This window comes from Nocardiopsis salina YIM 90010 (assembly GCF_000341025.1).
Classification (GTDB): Bacteria; Actinomycetota; Actinomycetes; order Streptosporangiales; family Streptosporangiaceae; genus Nocardiopsis; species Nocardiopsis salina.
The window spans coordinates 1-13,694 of sequence record NZ_ANBF01000246.1; the positions used below are offsets into that span (position 1 = coordinate 1).

Sequence of the window (13,694 nt, forward strand, 5' to 3'; positions counted from 1 at the left end):
GCCCCGACGGCCTCGTTCAGGCTGAGCCCGGCGGCCATCGTCTTGGCCATCACGGTCGGCAGGTCGAAGGCGGGCCCGTACAGGGACCTGATGTGCAGGTCGGAGGAGACCAGGGGGCGCATGCCCGCCGCGAGTTCGGTCTCGAGGACGTCGTAGGCGAAGGCGCCGGAGCCGTGCCCCAGGTCGAAGACCACCCCGGCGTCGAGGGCGCGCTGGACCGGGGCGGTGAGGCCGTCGTCGGTGACCAGGTCGGTGGGGCAGCCGGAGGCGCAGTGGGTGAGCACGTCGCCCTCGGACAGCAGGGGTGCGATCTCCGCGATGGTGGGCGGGCCGTACCCCACGTGCACCATGAGCGGGCGCTCCAGCGTGCGGGCCAGGCGCACGGCCCTGCGCAGGGGCTCGATTCCGTTCTCGCCGACGGTCCGGGCGTCGATGCGGGCCTTGACCCCGCGCACGAAACCGCCCTGGCGCGCTGCCACGGCGGCCGCCGCGTCGATGTCGAGGTGGTCGAGCACGCGGTGCTCACCGGTCTCGGCGACGAGCCCGAGCCCGGAGACGTTGATCAGCGCGTGCACCCGCACGCCGGCGGGTTCGGCGACGTAGCGGCGGAACCCGTCCATGGCGTAGGCACCGGCCGACCCGGCGTCGATCCACGTGGTCACGCCCGTGCGCCATGCGACGGGCGTGGGGTCCATGCCCCAGTAGCCGGCGCCGTGCCACACGTGGGTGTGGGCGTCGACCAGGCCCGGGGTCACCAGCTTGCCCCGGACGTCGACGATCTCGGCCGCCGCGCCCGTGTCTTCCACCCCGGTGCCCGGCCTGCCGGAGGGCCGCACCTCCGCGATCCTGCCGTCGCGCACGGCCACGTCGGCGGTGCGGTCGTGCCCGGACGCGGGATCGACGACCCGGCCGCCGCGCAGCAGTAGGTCCCACATGACAACCCCCGGTGCTGCGTGTCATGCAGCACTGTTGCGTATATCTCAGCAGAAGTATTAGCATCCTGTTTCATCGGAGGTCAACACCCCGCAAGTTCGGGGCCGCACATGGGAGGACAGGCGTGAAACATTCGGCGCAGGGCTGGTCCGGGACCGACGCGGTGTGTGTGGGCGAGACGATGGCCCTCCTGGTCCCCGATCCCCCCGAGCCCCCGGAGCACGCCGCCTCCTTCCGTTTGCTGGCCGGCGGCGCGGAATCCAACGTCGCCGTGCACCTGGCCAGGGCAGGGCGCCGCGTGGTCTGGCACAGCGCCCTGGGCGACGACGGCCTGGGCGAGCGGATCCGCCGGACCCTGACCGCCGAGGACGTCGAGTGCCTCGCCCGCGTCGACCCCGAGCGCCCCACCGGCCTCTACCTGAAGGAGCTCGGCCCGGACGGCACCCGTGTGCGCTACTACCGGCAGGGATCGGCCGCCACCGCTCTCGGACCGGAGGACGCCGAGGAGATCCTGGCGCGCACACCCGCGCTCGTGCACACCTCGGGCATCACCGCCGCCCTCTCCGACTCCGCCCACGCCCTGGTCACGCGCCTGCTCACCGCCGAACGCCCCGGAACGCTCCTGAGCTTCGACGTGAACCACCGGCCCGCCCTGCACGGCCCGCACCATGCCGAACCCCTGCTCGAGGCGGCACGCAGCGCCGACGTCGTCTTCTGCGGACTCGACGAGGCCGAGGCGCTGTGGGGGTCGCGCAGCACGGAGGAGGTCCGCGCCCTCATGCCCGAGCCCCGGCTGCTCGTCGTCAAACAGGGGGCGCACGGGGCCACCGCCTTCTCGGGGGGCCGCTCCTGGAGCCGACCCGCCCCCGAGATCGAGGTCGTCGAGCCCGTCGGGGCCGGCGACGCCTTCGCTGCGGGTGCACTGCATAAACTTCTTGCCGGCGCCCCCGTGCACGAGTGCCTCGACGAAGGCACACGCCTGGCCGGCCGGACCCTGGGGGTGCACGACGACATCCCCCCGCGCACCCTTCCGAACGGTGGCGCAGTGGCCGCGCCGCAGGCACGCGGCGCCGGGTGAGGGGCACACCACCGAACGGACCGACCCGAAGGAGAACCCCGTTGTCGAGCAGTGTCCAGCGCGCCCTGCACATCCTGGTGGAGTTGTCCTCCGGGCCGCTCACCATCAGTGAGCTCGGACGCCGCCTCGATGTGCACCGCACGACGTCGCTGCGGCTGCTGCGCACGCTCGAGGAGGAGCGCTTCGTCCGCCGCACCGAGGACGGCCGGTACCGGATCGGGCCCCTCATGGCGGCGCTCTCCCACGAGGCGTTGGAAGGCTTCGACCTGCGCACCGCGGCCCAGGAACACGTGCGCGCCCTGGGCTCCGCGACCGGCCACACCGTGCACCTGGCCGCACTCGACGGCGACAGCGTCGTCTACCTCGACAAGGTGGAGTCCCGACAGAGCATCCGCATGTACTCCTACGTCGGCGCCCGCGCGCCGCTGCACGCGACCGGGGTGGGGAAGGCGATCCTGGCGCACCTGTCCCCGCAGGAGCGCGAGCCCCTGCTCGGCACTCCCCCGTACCCGGAACACACCCCCAACACCCGCACCGACCCGGACGACCTGGCCGAGGACCTCGCCCGGATCGCCGAGCAGGGATGGGCCCTGGACGACTTCGAGCACGAGGAGTTCGTCCACTGCGTCGCCGCGCCGATCCGGGACGCCAAGGGCAAGGTCGACGCAGCCATCTCCGTCTCGGCCCCCGAGGTCACCCTGGACCGGCAGGGCCTGCTCGGGCTGGTCGGCGAACTCACCGCCACGGCGGAGGCCATCAACGAAGAACTCGGTTGGAGCCGAACATGACCGTCCCACCCACGACGACGACCACGGACCGGAACGGGACGGAGGGCTGGGCGGACTTCTTCGCGTCCGGCTTCTCCGGCTCGCCCGTCATGGTGATCCTCCGGGGGCTCTCCCCCGAGGACGCCGTGGCCACCGCACGCACGGCATGGGCCGCCGGCGTCCGCCTCGTCGAGGTGACCGTGGAGAGCGAGAACGGACTGCGCGCACTGGAGGAGGTCGCACGGGCCGCCGACGGCGAGCACACGGTCGGGGCCGGCACCGTGACCACACCCGAGCGTCTGGCGGCGGCGGTCGCGGCCGGCGCAGGGTTCGGGGTCGCCCCCGGCCTGGACCCCGACACCGTGCACGCGGCCGGGCGCGCCGGGGTCCCGTTCCTGCCGGGCGTGGCGACCCCGACCGAGGTGGGGCAGGCGCTGCGGCTGGGGGTCCGGACGGTCAAGGCGTTCCCGGCCTCGTCGCTCGGTGCGCCGTGGGTCTCGGCGCTGTCCGGGCCGTTCCCGGAGCTGCGGGTCGTGGCCACCGGGGGCGTGCGGCCGGACAACGCCGGGGAGTTCCTCCGGGCCGGGGCGCTGGGCCTCGGGGTCGGCCAGTCGGCCACCGTGGGCGGCGCGTTGGAGGCCCTCGTCGGGGCGGCCGCCGACGGGTGAAGATCGGGGGCGTCCGGGCGGGGTCTCCGGCGGCGGGGCATGCACCGGCAGGGGGGCAGCCACGTCCGGCGCCGGGGTACACCGGATCTGCGGGCGATCGGGGTGATCTAGGGTCAGAGCATGAAGTTCCTCGTACGCGAACGCGTCTTCGACATCGGCGACGACTTCTGGGTGACCGACGAGAACGACCAAAGGGTCTTCTGGGTCGACGGCAAGGCCCTGAGGCTGCGCACCACCTTCGAACTCCGGACCCCCGAGGGGGAGGTGCTCACCCGGATCCGCAAGAAGCTGTTCAAGGTCCGCGACCAGATGGCGGTCGAGCGCGACGGTTCCACGGTCGCCACCGTGCGCACGCGTCTGTTCAACCCGGTGCGCGACAAGCTGAACGTGGCGATCGACGACGGCCACGACTGGGAGGTCAGCGGTGACTTCCTGAGCAAAGAGTACGTCATCAGCGACCGCGAGGGGACCGTGGCGCACGTGTCGCGCAAGTGGTTCCGCCTGCGCGACACCTACGCGGTGGACGTCAACACGCACCGGCGCGACATCGGCGGCGACCCGGCGCTGGTGATCAGCGTGGCAGTGGCCGTGGACGCCCTGACCGGTGACGACGGCGACTGAGCCCCCGGACCGCCCTCCTTCCGGTTCCTCCCCGGTCCTGACCGGCTCTGCCCCGACGGCTGTCTCCCCGAACCCCGCCCCCGGCGTGCATGCCGGGGGCGTTCTTGTACCCGGGAGTCGCCGCGGGGTCAGCTCGCTCGGGCGACACGCGCCTCGTCCCGCGCCGCCCGGCGGCTGACCAGAGCCCCGGCGACGGCGGCGGTGAAGAACATGAGCACCCCGTAGACGGCCGAGGGGACAGCGATCTGGGTGTTGCCGAGCAGCGCGGGGCTCAGGGCGATGGCCAGGGAAAGCGTGGTGTTGTGCAGGCCGATCTCCATGCAGGACGCGATGGCCTCGGGGCGTCCGGTCCCGATGAACCGCGGGATCCAATACCCCAGGGCCAGGCTCACCACGTTGAAGATCAGCACCATCACACCGACCGCGACGATGTAGTCGCCGATGTTGTCGAGCTCCTGCAGGATCGCGGCGGTGATGACGCCGAGGAGCACGAGCACGGACGCGATCTTGACCGGCTGTTCCATGCGCTGCGCGAAGGCCTCGGCACGGGCGCGCACGGTCATGCCGACGGCGACCGGGACGAGGATGACCGCGAAGACCTGCAACACCTTGTCGAACTGCAACCCCAGGGTGGTGCCGTCGCCCATGAAGTAGCCGATGGCGAGGTTGGTGATGATCGGGAGGGTGACCATCGCCGTCAGCGAGTTGAGCGCCGTGAGGGAGATGTTGAGGGCGACGTTGCCGCGGAAGAGGTAGCTGTACAGGCTCGCTGTGGTCCCGCCGGGCGAGGCGGCCAGGAGCATCATGCCCACGGCCAGTTCGGGCGCCGGTTCGAAGAGCAGGACCATCCCGAAGCAGAACAGCGGGAGCAGGACGATCTGACAGCCCAGGATCAGGGCGACGGTTCCGGGCAGACGCAGCAGGCGGGTGAAGTCGGCGACGGTCAGGCTCAGTCCCAGGCCGAGCATGATGATGCCGAGCGCCACGGGAAGGGCGATCGTGGCGGGGGGGGAGTCCACGGTGGTCCTCGAGGGGTCGGGCCGCCGTTCGGCCTCGGCAGGCGCTGGAGGGGACCGGCCAGGGCTCGCGCCACCCCGTGACCTGGGCCACTTCGACGTACTGGTCGGTATGTTCGCACGCCGGTCCAGGCATGACAAGGTCCGGTGACCGGAACGCTTCCACCGCCGGCACGGCCCCACACCCGAGACGCGATGCCCCACGAAAGCAGGACCGGCCCCAGGAACCCCGAACCCCGGAGGACTTCGCTGTCCGCCCCACCTGGATCCGGGCACCACTCCCGACATCGCAGGTACCGGACACCGCACGCGTCCGGCCCGCAGGCACATCGCGTCCGTTGGTGAACGTTGGCGTCCGTTCACGTCCGACGGCGAACATCGGCCCACCTGGCCCCGGTGAGCAGGATCACGGTCACCATGAATTCGCTCGAACGCGAGTCCGGCGTCCCGGCGACGAGTCCTCGTACCCCGGCTGCAGATACCTGCTGCAGGTGTCGCCCCGGAACAGACCGCCGGTTCCGTCGGGTGTCGGAGCCTCGTTCAGGCCGCGGGCCAGGAGCTCCCGGTGAGGTCGAACGCCAGGTGGAACCAGACCTTGCGGATGCTCGGATGGCCGTTGTCGCCCCACGTGGTGGCGAAACTGTCGACGAGGGCGAGCCCGCGGCCGTGCTCGGTGGTCAGGTGTTCGCCCTCGAGCGGGGCGGGGCTCAGGGGGACGCCCTCCTCGGCCTCGCCGTCGTCGGCACGCACCGGACACCCGTTGTCGCGGCAGACCAGGGTCAGACCGTTGCCGCTGCGGGTCACACGCAGCACGAAGGTCTGCCCCTCCTCCCCCGATCGGCTGTGGCGGATGGCGTTGGTGGCGAGCTCGGTGCCCAGTAGGGAGAAGACGTAGCGGAAATCGGATTCCCGACCGGCGGCGCAGGTGTCGAGGAAGGCGCGGGCCAGGGGAACACTGGCGGAGGTCCCGGGGAACTCCCAGTGGCGTTTGGTGAACGGTACCGGCGTGCGGCCGTTGAAGTAGTGCCGGTACTCGTCGGGTACCCGCGACAGGACGGTGTCCTCGGCCTGCGTGAGGGTGGGCACTGGGACGAGCATGGGCATGGACGACTCCTTCGGCGGGGCGACTCGTGTGACCAGAGCCTCGGGGACGGCACCCGGGGCACGTCCCCGCGGGGGCGGCTGCGGGAGTGACCGGCCGCAGGGGAGGGCGGCGCGGGTCGGCTACGACCATACGCCAAGATCTGCCCGTGGGACAGGGGATGCGCATGTGGTGCGTTCCGCCTTCCCCCGGGAACCCGGGCCCGGCAAGGGCCCGAGCCCGGGTTCACCTGTGGCCCTCCAGGGCGGCAGCGGCAGCGGCCTCGGCCTTGTCCCGTTCCGCGGGGACCCACCCCACGCGGCTGCGGCGGTCGAGAAGATCCCCCACGTCCATGGCCCCCTCGTGGCGCACCCCGAATCGCAGTTCGGCGCCGGTGATCCCGCGCACGACAGGTTCCAGGAGCGAGGGGTCCTCCGCCGCCTCGGCCGCCACGGCGGGGGCCTCCGCGCCGTAGCGGGCCACGAACGCGGCCGGGACGGCCGGGACGCCGCGGATGTCGGGAGCCGGGGCGTCGAGGACCGCATCGGCAGCGGGTGCGCCGGGAACACCGTGCCCGCCGGAGCCGACAGCACCGCCGGTACCCCGGCCCGGCACACCGCCGATGGCACCTCCCCCGGGGCCGGTTCCGAGCGCCCCCTCCCCCGCCGCCAGTGCGGCGAGTTCCTCGGCCGACGCGGCACCCACCAACGGCAGCTCCCGGGTCCGGCAGGGCCGGGCCGGCAACCGGTGTGCGGCGACCGCGGCGTCCACGGCCTCCTCCGCCATCGCGCGGTAGGTGGTCAGCTTCCCGCCGACGACGGTGACCGCCCCATTGGCCCCCACGGCCACCGAGTGCTCCCGCGACAGGTCCGAGCTCTCCCCTTCCCCGTACAGCAGCGGGCGCAGTCCGGCGAAGCTACCCAGCACGTCGTCGCGCGTGAGGTGCGTACTCAGAACCCGGTTGAACTGGGACAACAGTGTGTCGACGTCTTCATCCGGCGCGTTCGGGACCCGTGGCACGGGCCCCTCGAGCGGCTCGTCGGTGAGCCCGGCGAGTACCCGCCCGTCCGGCTGCGGGAGCGCGAAGACGAAGCGCGACACGCTCCCCGGCACCGGCGCGGTGAGGGCGGCCCGAGGCCCGCCCAGCGACGCCCCGTCCAGCACCAGGTGGGTCCCGCGGCTGGGGCTGAGCCGCACAGCGGGGTCGAGGGCATCGGCGTGCACACCCGTGGCGTTGACGATCGCACGTGGGCGCACGGGGATCAGCCGCCCGGTGACCTCGTCGCGCAGGGTCGCCCCGTCACGGGTGAGGTTCTCCGCGGAACACCGGGTGATGACCCGCGCCCCCTCGCGTGCGGCGGTGCGCGCAAGGGTCACCACGAGGCGGGCGTCGTCCACGAGCTGCCCGTCGAAGGACAGCACCCCGCCGACCAGCCCGCGCGGCTCCACGGTCGGCAACAGGCGCAGGGTCTGGCGGGCGTCGAGGGTCCTCGGGGACGGGAGCACGTTACGGGGCGTTCCGGCCGCGCGGCGCAGCAGGTCGCCGAGGCCCATGCCGCCGCGGGACAAGAGCGCCCGCCGCAGACCGGTGTGCCGGTGCACGGGCAGCACCATCGGCAGCGGCCGCACCAGGTGGGGCGCGGTCACACGCATGAGCACGTCGCGTTCGCGCGCGCTCTCGTATGCGATCCCGAGCTGCCCCTTGGCGAGATAGCGCAGCCCGCCGTGCACGAGCTTGGAGCTCCACCGGCTGGTCCCGAACGCGAGGTCCTCGCGTTCGACGAGCACCGTGGTGAGCCCGCGCGCGGCGGCGTCGAGCGCGACCCCCGTCCCGGTCACGCCGCCGCCCACGACGAGCACGTCGATCCCGGGGTCGGATTCCAGGTGCGCGAGGTCGACGGCCCGGCGTGCACCGTTGAGGGAGGAGGACACCGAGACGGAGGAGGGGACGGTCGTGTTCATGCGTGGGTCCTTCCGGGTGCGTGCTCGTGCTCGGCCGGCGCGAGGTAACCGTCCAGCAGGGTCGTGAGTTCCTCCACGAGCGCCTCTTCGTCGAGGAGGTCCTCGAAGAGGCGCCGCGCGGTCACCGTGTTCTGCACCGTCACGAGCACCATCCGCGCCAGCACGGCGGGGGCCCCGTCCCGCACGGAACCGTCGTCCTGCCCCTGCGCGACGGCGGGCACGATGACCTCGAGCGCCGCCCGGTGACTGGTTCCGAGCCGGTGGAAGGTGTAGGTCGCCAGCAGTTCCGGCTCGCTGTCGACCACACGTGTGAACAACGGATGGGTGGCCAGGGCGCGTGCGACCCCGCCGGCGTGGCGCACGAGCCGGGTGCGCGCCTGCTCCTCCGGACGGTCGTCCGCGGCGCGTTCCTCCTCCTCCCGCAGGACCGTGCGCAGTTCGCGGGTGAGCAGATCGGCCACGAGCGCGGTCACGTCGGGCCAGCGCCGGTACACCGTGGGGCGGCTGACCCCGGCACGGCGGGCCACGTCGGTGAGAGTGGTGCGGCGTACCCCGAAGGCCTCCACGCAGGTCCGGGCCGCGTCGAGGATGTCGTCCTCTACGTTACGTTTTGACGCCATGTGTAAAACTGTAGAGCATGGCCAACGACGAGACCACACCCTCCGCCCCCGAGATGAGCTGGTTCGCCTGGGGTGACCCCGAACGCGCCAAGGCCCTCGACCCCGGGCTCCGCGACCTCATCGCCCAGGCCCTGGGCGCCGACGTGCACGCGATGCCGCCGGTGGACGAGGCCGACGTCGACCTCCCGCCCTCACGCCTGACCGATCACCTGCGCGAGGCTCTCGCCGGTGTCGTCGGCCCCGAGCACGTGGTTACCGACGACGCCGTACGCCTGCGCCGGTCCGGGGGCAAGAGCACCCCCGACCTGCTGCGGCGCCGTTCCGGGCAGGCCGACCCCGCCCCGGACGCGGTGATCCGGCCCGCCGACCACGACCAGGTGCAACGCCTGCTGGAACTGTGCTCCGACAAGGGCGTCGCGGTCGTACCTTTCGGCGGCGGCACGAGCGTGGTCGGCGGCGTGGATCCCCTCAGAGGCCCCTTCGGCACGGTCATCGCACTCGACCTGCGGCGCTTGGACTCCCTCGTCTCCTTCGACCGCACCTCCCTGACCGCGGTCCTGGGCGCGGGCGTGCGCGCCCCCCGCGCCGAGGAGCTCCTGGGCGAACACGGACACACGCTCGGCCACATGCCGCAGAGCTTCGAGTACGCCACCGTCGGCGGGTTCGCCGCCACGCGTTCGGCCGGGCAGGCCTCCGCCGGGTACGGGCGATTCGAGGACATGGTCATGTCGCTGCGTGTGGCGACCCCCCGCGGAACCCTGGAACTGGGCGGAGCACCGGCCTCCGCTGCGGGACCCGACCTCAAGCGCCTCGTGCTCGGCTCCGAAGGCACCCTGGGCGTGATCACCGAGGTCGGGCTGCGCGTGCGTCCGGTGCCCGAGGCGGTACTGGACGAAGCATGGTGCTTCCCCGACTTCGCCACCGGGACCGAGGCCCTGCGCGTACTCGCCCAGTCCGACGCCCGCCCGACCATGGCCCGTGTGCTGGACGAGTCCGAGACCTTCGTCGGCGCGGCGATGGGCGGACGCGAGGCCACCCCCGGATGCCAGGCGGTCCTCGGGTTCGAGGGCACCGCGGAGGAGATCGAGACCCGCGCCGCCCTGGTGCGCGAACTCATGACCGAGGCGGGCGGGACCCGGCTGGGCCCGGAACCCGTCGCGCACTGGCGCGAGAACCGCTTCTCCACCCCCTACCTGCGCGACACCCTGCTCGGCGCGGGCGTGCTCGCGGAGACCCTGGAGACCGCGACCACCTGGACCGGGCTGCTACCGCTGTACGAAGCGGTGACCGACGCGCTCGAAAGCGCACTCGTCGGGGAGGAGGGCGGCGCGGTCGTCATGTGCCACGTCTCGCACACCTACCCGACCGGGGCCTCGCTGTACTTCACGGTCGCCACCGCCGCGGGCACGGACCCGCTGGCGCGCTGGGACCGGGCCAAGCGCGCCGCCTCGGACGCGATCGCCGGCGCCGGGGGCACCATCTCCCACCACCACGCGGTCGGGGCGGACCACCGGCCGTGGATGGTCTCGGAGATCGGGCCGTTGGGCGCGGAGATCCTGCGTTCGGTGAAGGCGTCCCTGGACCCGGAGGGCGTGCTCAACCCGGGCAAGCTCGTGCCGGAGCGTTCGTAGGGGTGACGGCGATGGTGAGCTGACGACGGAAGGGGCGCCGCGGAGGTGATCCGCGGCGCCCCTCCGGTGTCCTCCCGGGTGCATCAGAGGCCTGAGGGGTCAGACGAATTCGGCCTCGGAGCGGAGCTGGCGTGCGATCCCCTCGCCGAAGGAGGCGAGGAACTCCAGGATCTCCTCCTCGTCGTCCCTCTCGTCGAATTCGTAGGTGTAATGGCTCCAGACGTTCTGGCTGAGGAAACTGCCCATGGCCAGGACGTTGGCGTCGTCCGAGTAGGTCGAGGAGTACTCCTGGAGGCTGACGTAACCGACGTCCCCCGCCCCGGTGGCCTCCCAGCCCAGGAGATCGTAGTTCTCGTCCTCGTCCCGGTCGGGCTCCTGGAGGTCCTCCACCGAGTCGTCCATGTCGTGCTGGAGATTCCTCATCCCACGCTCGTCCTCGTGGTCGTACAGGAAGACCCCCACGGACATGAGGTGGGAACCGTCGCGTTGGCCGTTGTCCCCGGATTCACTGATCTCGCAGTTCAGAACGCCTTCGAGGTCCGCCGTGTAATTGTCGTCCACGTCCTCGGTCTCGAAGTCGCCGTCGATGCTCGGACGGTCGGTGCCGGGGATCTCGTCGGCCAGGTCCCCGATCAGCTGCCGGCACGTGGGCAGTTCGGCGTAGGCACGGCCGCCGGAGACGTTGACCGCCACGACGATCCCGGCGATCAGCAGGATGGCGGCCGCGATCGAGGACGCCACGATCAGCGCACGTGTTCCGGGACGGCGCGGCGGACGCGGACCGCCCGGCCCCGGAGGCGGAAACTGGGGCGGGCCGCCGGGCGGACCACCGTGGGGACCGCCCGGTGCACCGGTGTACGGGCCGGGGTGACCGCCCGCGTGGCCCTGATGCGGAAGCCGCTGCCAACCGCCCGGACCGGGAACACCGGGGCCGCCCGGCCCGGTCTGCGGCCCGGGCGGCGGGTGGCCACCGCCCCCGGGGTTGCCCGGATGGCCTGGCATCCCGGGAAAGGGCTGTTCACCGGGGTTCCCGGGGAAGGAACCGTCGGAAGGGGGATGTCCGGTCATCGATGTCGCGGCCGGCCACCCGCCGGGACGGCCGCACCTCCTCACAAGAATCGCCATGATCGTTCGCACCGGGGCCGTAATGGCCGGCGCATGCACCCGAGTCCTACTCGCGCGCACCCGCGGGGGCAGGTCCCCCAGCGATGGGAGAACCCCGCCCGCCTCGACGGGTCACCCGCCTCCGGACCCGCCAGGGCCCGTCACCGGATGGGACCGCGGTTCCGAGTGATCCGTTCGGAAGCGGCGGCGGGCGACGGTGTGGGACTGCACACCCCGGCCCGGTGCTGCGCCTCCATACCGGGCCCGCAGCCGGGAGCGGCCCTCTACGGCGCCTCGTTCACGCTGCGGACGGAGCTGCGCACGTCGCCCGCCAGGCTCTCGGCCTCCGAGATGTTCTCCTCCGGTTCACGGTCGTCGAAGCCGTCCGCAGACACCATCACCCTGAAGAACGCGTTGCGGTCCTGGAAGAACACCCCCGACACGGCCGGCGCTGCGGGATCCGGAGCCGGCATTGCGAGCGCGACTCCCCCGTCACCGAGGGAGCTGGGTTCCCACATGAGCTCGGCCCCCAGATCGGCGACGTCGCTCCCGTCGGAGGGCTCACCGAGTTCACCCGGTTCCAGCTCGCGCTCCAGCTCCCGCTGGTCGTCCTCCATGTCCTCGACCTCGTCCTCGAAGCTCCGGGACTCGGGCTCGTGGATCATGACCGCGATCTCGACGCCCTGTCCCATGCCGGAGCCTCCGCCGAACTCGACCCAGCAGTCCAGACGCTCGGTCTCGGCGCGCTGGTCGAGTTCGCCCTCGGTCGTGATCCGTTCCCCGTCGGCCAGGTCCTCGAAGAGGTCCTCGGGCAGGACCTCGTCGCACTGGTCCTCGGCGAGGGTCCCGTAGTCCCCCGAACCGGACGACGCCGCGATGGCGACGAGCCCGCCGATGAGAATCACGGCACCGGCGATCGCACCGCCGATGATCAGGCCCTTGCGGCCACCCGAACCCCCGGCCGGCTGCTGCCCGTACCCGGGAGGAGGCGGACCCTGCGGGGCGCCGCCGTAGGAACCGCCCGGCCCGCCCGGCCCACCGGGGGGCGGACCATGCGGGGGCTGCTGGCCGTAGCCGGGGGGCGGCTGCTGCCCGTACCCGGGAGGGGGCTGCTGCGGCCCGCCCTGGGGCCGGCCGGGGTAGGGGCCGGGCTGCTGGGGGCCGTAGGGGCCCTGGTTCGGACCGTTCGGACCGTAGGGGCCCTGAGGGGGCGGAGCCGACATGGGTGGGGTACTCCCGATACGTCTTGGGGGCGGATGGGGGTGCCGCGGTGCCGACCGGGCCGGCACCGAGAGCTTCTCGCGGCGGATCCCCGGGGATCGCCGCATCGGATGGGATGGCCGGGAACGGCAGATGGTTGTCTCCGGACGGCACGGACTCCCGCGCAGCGGATGGTACCGGAGCGCGTCCCACACGCTCTGCGTCGCCCCGACAATGGATGCCGTGGCACGAGGAAAACTCCGCATCTACCTGGGATACGCACCCGGCGTCGGCACCACCTACAGCGCGCTGGCAGAAGCGCAACGGCGGGCCGCGAACGGCGCCGAGGTGCTGGTCGGCGCCGCGGTGACACACGGGCGGCGGCACACCGGCGCGCTCCTGGAGGGCCTGCGCACGATGCCGTTGCACGAATCCGGTTCCATGGACGTGATCGCGGTGATCGCACGCGTCCCGGACCTGGTCGTCGTGGACGAGCTGCACCGCGTCAACCCTCCCGGTTCACGGAACCCCACCCGGTGGCAGGACGTCGAGGACATCCGCGCCGCCGGGATCGATGTGATCACCACCGTCGGAATCGAGCACCTCGAGTCCCTCAACGACGTCGTCGAGGAGATCACCGGCTCGTGCCCCACCCAGACCGTGCCCGACCAGGTGGTGCGCGGCGCCACCGAGGTCGAGCTGGTCGACGCCTCCCCGCAGGAGCTGCGGCGTCGCATCGCCCAGGGCGACCTGCACCCGCCCGAACGCCTCAACGCGGCCCTGTCCGACTACTACCGGGAGGGCAACCTCGGGGCGCTGCGCGAGCTGGCGCTGCTGTGGACCGCGGACCGGGTCGAGGAGGGTCTGGCCCGGTACCGGGGCGAGCACGAGATCAACGTGACGTGGGAGGCCCGGGAACGGGTCGTGGTAGCACTGACCGGCGGCCCGGAGGGCGAGACGCTGATCCGGCGCGCGGCCCGTGTGGCGGCTCGGTCGCGCGGCGGCGGCCCGCA

Annotated in this window: 13 protein-coding genes; 6 read left to right on the forward strand and 7 right to left on the reverse strand. The window is 72.5% G+C overall.

What is annotated here, in order from left to right; all coding sequences use genetic code 11:
• The coding region (locus D474_RS0126585) for an amidohydrolase family protein (protein WP_017616516.1) at positions 1 to 935 on the reverse strand (935 nt) is incomplete at its 3' end.
• Between the two features lie 122 nt (positions 936 to 1,057).
• Between D474_RS0126585 and D474_RS0126590 the strand changes: the two genes are divergently transcribed.
• The 4 genes from D474_RS0126590 (at position 1,058) to D474_RS0126605 (ending at position 4,067) form a co-directional block, all read left to right on the forward strand.
• Positions 1,058 to 2,011 (forward strand): sugar kinase, encoded by a 954-nt coding sequence (locus D474_RS0126590; RefSeq protein ID WP_017616517.1) that lies wholly within the window; start codon positions 1,058 to 1,060, stop codon positions 2,009 to 2,011.
• A gap of 41 nt (positions 2,012 to 2,052) precedes the next feature.
• Positions 2,053 to 2,799, forward strand: a complete 747-nt coding sequence (locus tag D474_RS0126595; RefSeq protein WP_017616518.1) for an IclR family transcriptional regulator — start codon at positions 2,053 to 2,055, stop codon at positions 2,797 to 2,799.
• Positions 2,796 to 3,446: a bifunctional 4-hydroxy-2-oxoglutarate aldolase/2-dehydro-3-deoxy-phosphogluconate aldolase gene (locus tag D474_RS0126600; RefSeq protein ID WP_017616519.1), complete on the forward strand. Its 651-nt coding sequence runs from the start codon at positions 2,796 to 2,798 to the stop codon at positions 3,444 to 3,446. The genes D474_RS0126595 and D474_RS0126600 overlap by 4 nt, the downstream gene beginning before the upstream one ends.
• 120 nt (positions 3,447 to 3,566) lie before the next feature.
• Complete coding sequence (locus tag D474_RS0126605) at positions 3,567 to 4,067, forward strand: LURP-one-related/scramblase family protein (protein WP_017616520.1); 501 nt, start codon at positions 3,567 to 3,569, stop codon at positions 4,065 to 4,067.
• A 128-nt stretch (positions 4,068 to 4,195) separates the two neighbouring features.
• Here the strand turns inward: D474_RS0126605 and D474_RS0126610 are convergent, their stop codons facing one another.
• The 4 genes from D474_RS0126610 to D474_RS30225 form a co-directional block, all read right to left on the reverse strand.
• A complete protein-coding gene (locus D474_RS0126610; RefSeq protein WP_017616521.1) occupies positions 4,196 to 5,086 on the reverse strand; it encodes a bile acid:sodium symporter family protein in 891 nt (296 codons plus the stop codon).
• Between the two features lie 537 nt (positions 5,087 to 5,623).
• Positions 5,624 to 6,187 (reverse strand): ATP-binding protein, encoded by a 564-nt coding sequence (locus D474_RS0126615; RefSeq protein WP_017616522.1) that lies wholly within the window; start codon positions 6,185 to 6,187, stop codon positions 5,624 to 5,626.
• A 223-nt stretch (positions 6,188 to 6,410) separates the two neighbouring features.
• Positions 6,411 to 8,126, reverse strand: coding sequence for a glycerol-3-phosphate dehydrogenase/oxidase (locus tag D474_RS0126620; RefSeq protein WP_017616523.1), 1,716 nt, complete (start codon positions 8,124 to 8,126; stop codon positions 6,411 to 6,413).
• Complete coding sequence (locus D474_RS30225; RefSeq protein ID WP_051051134.1) at positions 8,123 to 8,746, reverse strand: TetR/AcrR family transcriptional regulator; 624 nt, start codon at positions 8,744 to 8,746, stop codon at positions 8,123 to 8,125. The genes D474_RS0126620 and D474_RS30225 overlap by 4 nt, the downstream gene beginning before the upstream one ends.
• Before the next feature lie 17 nt (positions 8,747 to 8,763).
• Here D474_RS30225 and D474_RS0126630 point away from each other — a divergent pair, with 17 nt between their 5' ends.
• On the forward strand, positions 8,764 to 10,377 hold the full coding sequence (locus D474_RS0126630; RefSeq protein WP_017616525.1) for an FAD-binding oxidoreductase: 1,614 nt from the start codon (positions 8,764 to 8,766) through the stop codon (positions 10,375 to 10,377).
• Positions 10,378 to 10,476: 99 nt separating this feature from the next.
• Here D474_RS0126630 and D474_RS32075 read toward each other — a convergent pair whose 3' ends face one another.
• Both D474_RS32075 and D474_RS0126640 read right to left on the reverse strand, forming a co-directional pair.
• Positions 10,477 to 11,118: a hypothetical protein gene (locus D474_RS32075; protein ID WP_017616526.1), complete on the reverse strand. Its 642-nt coding sequence runs from the start codon at positions 11,116 to 11,118 to the stop codon at positions 10,477 to 10,479.
• 647 nt (positions 11,119 to 11,765) lie between these two features.
• Positions 11,766 to 12,704: a hypothetical protein gene (locus D474_RS0126640; RefSeq protein ID WP_017616527.1), complete on the reverse strand. Its 939-nt coding sequence runs from the start codon at positions 12,702 to 12,704 to the stop codon at positions 11,766 to 11,768.
• A gap of 211 nt (positions 12,705 to 12,915) precedes the next feature.
• Between D474_RS0126640 and D474_RS0126645 the strand changes: the two genes are divergently transcribed.
• The coding region (locus D474_RS0126645) for a hypothetical protein (RefSeq protein ID WP_026118828.1) at positions 12,916 to 13,694 on the forward strand (779 nt) is incomplete at its 3' end.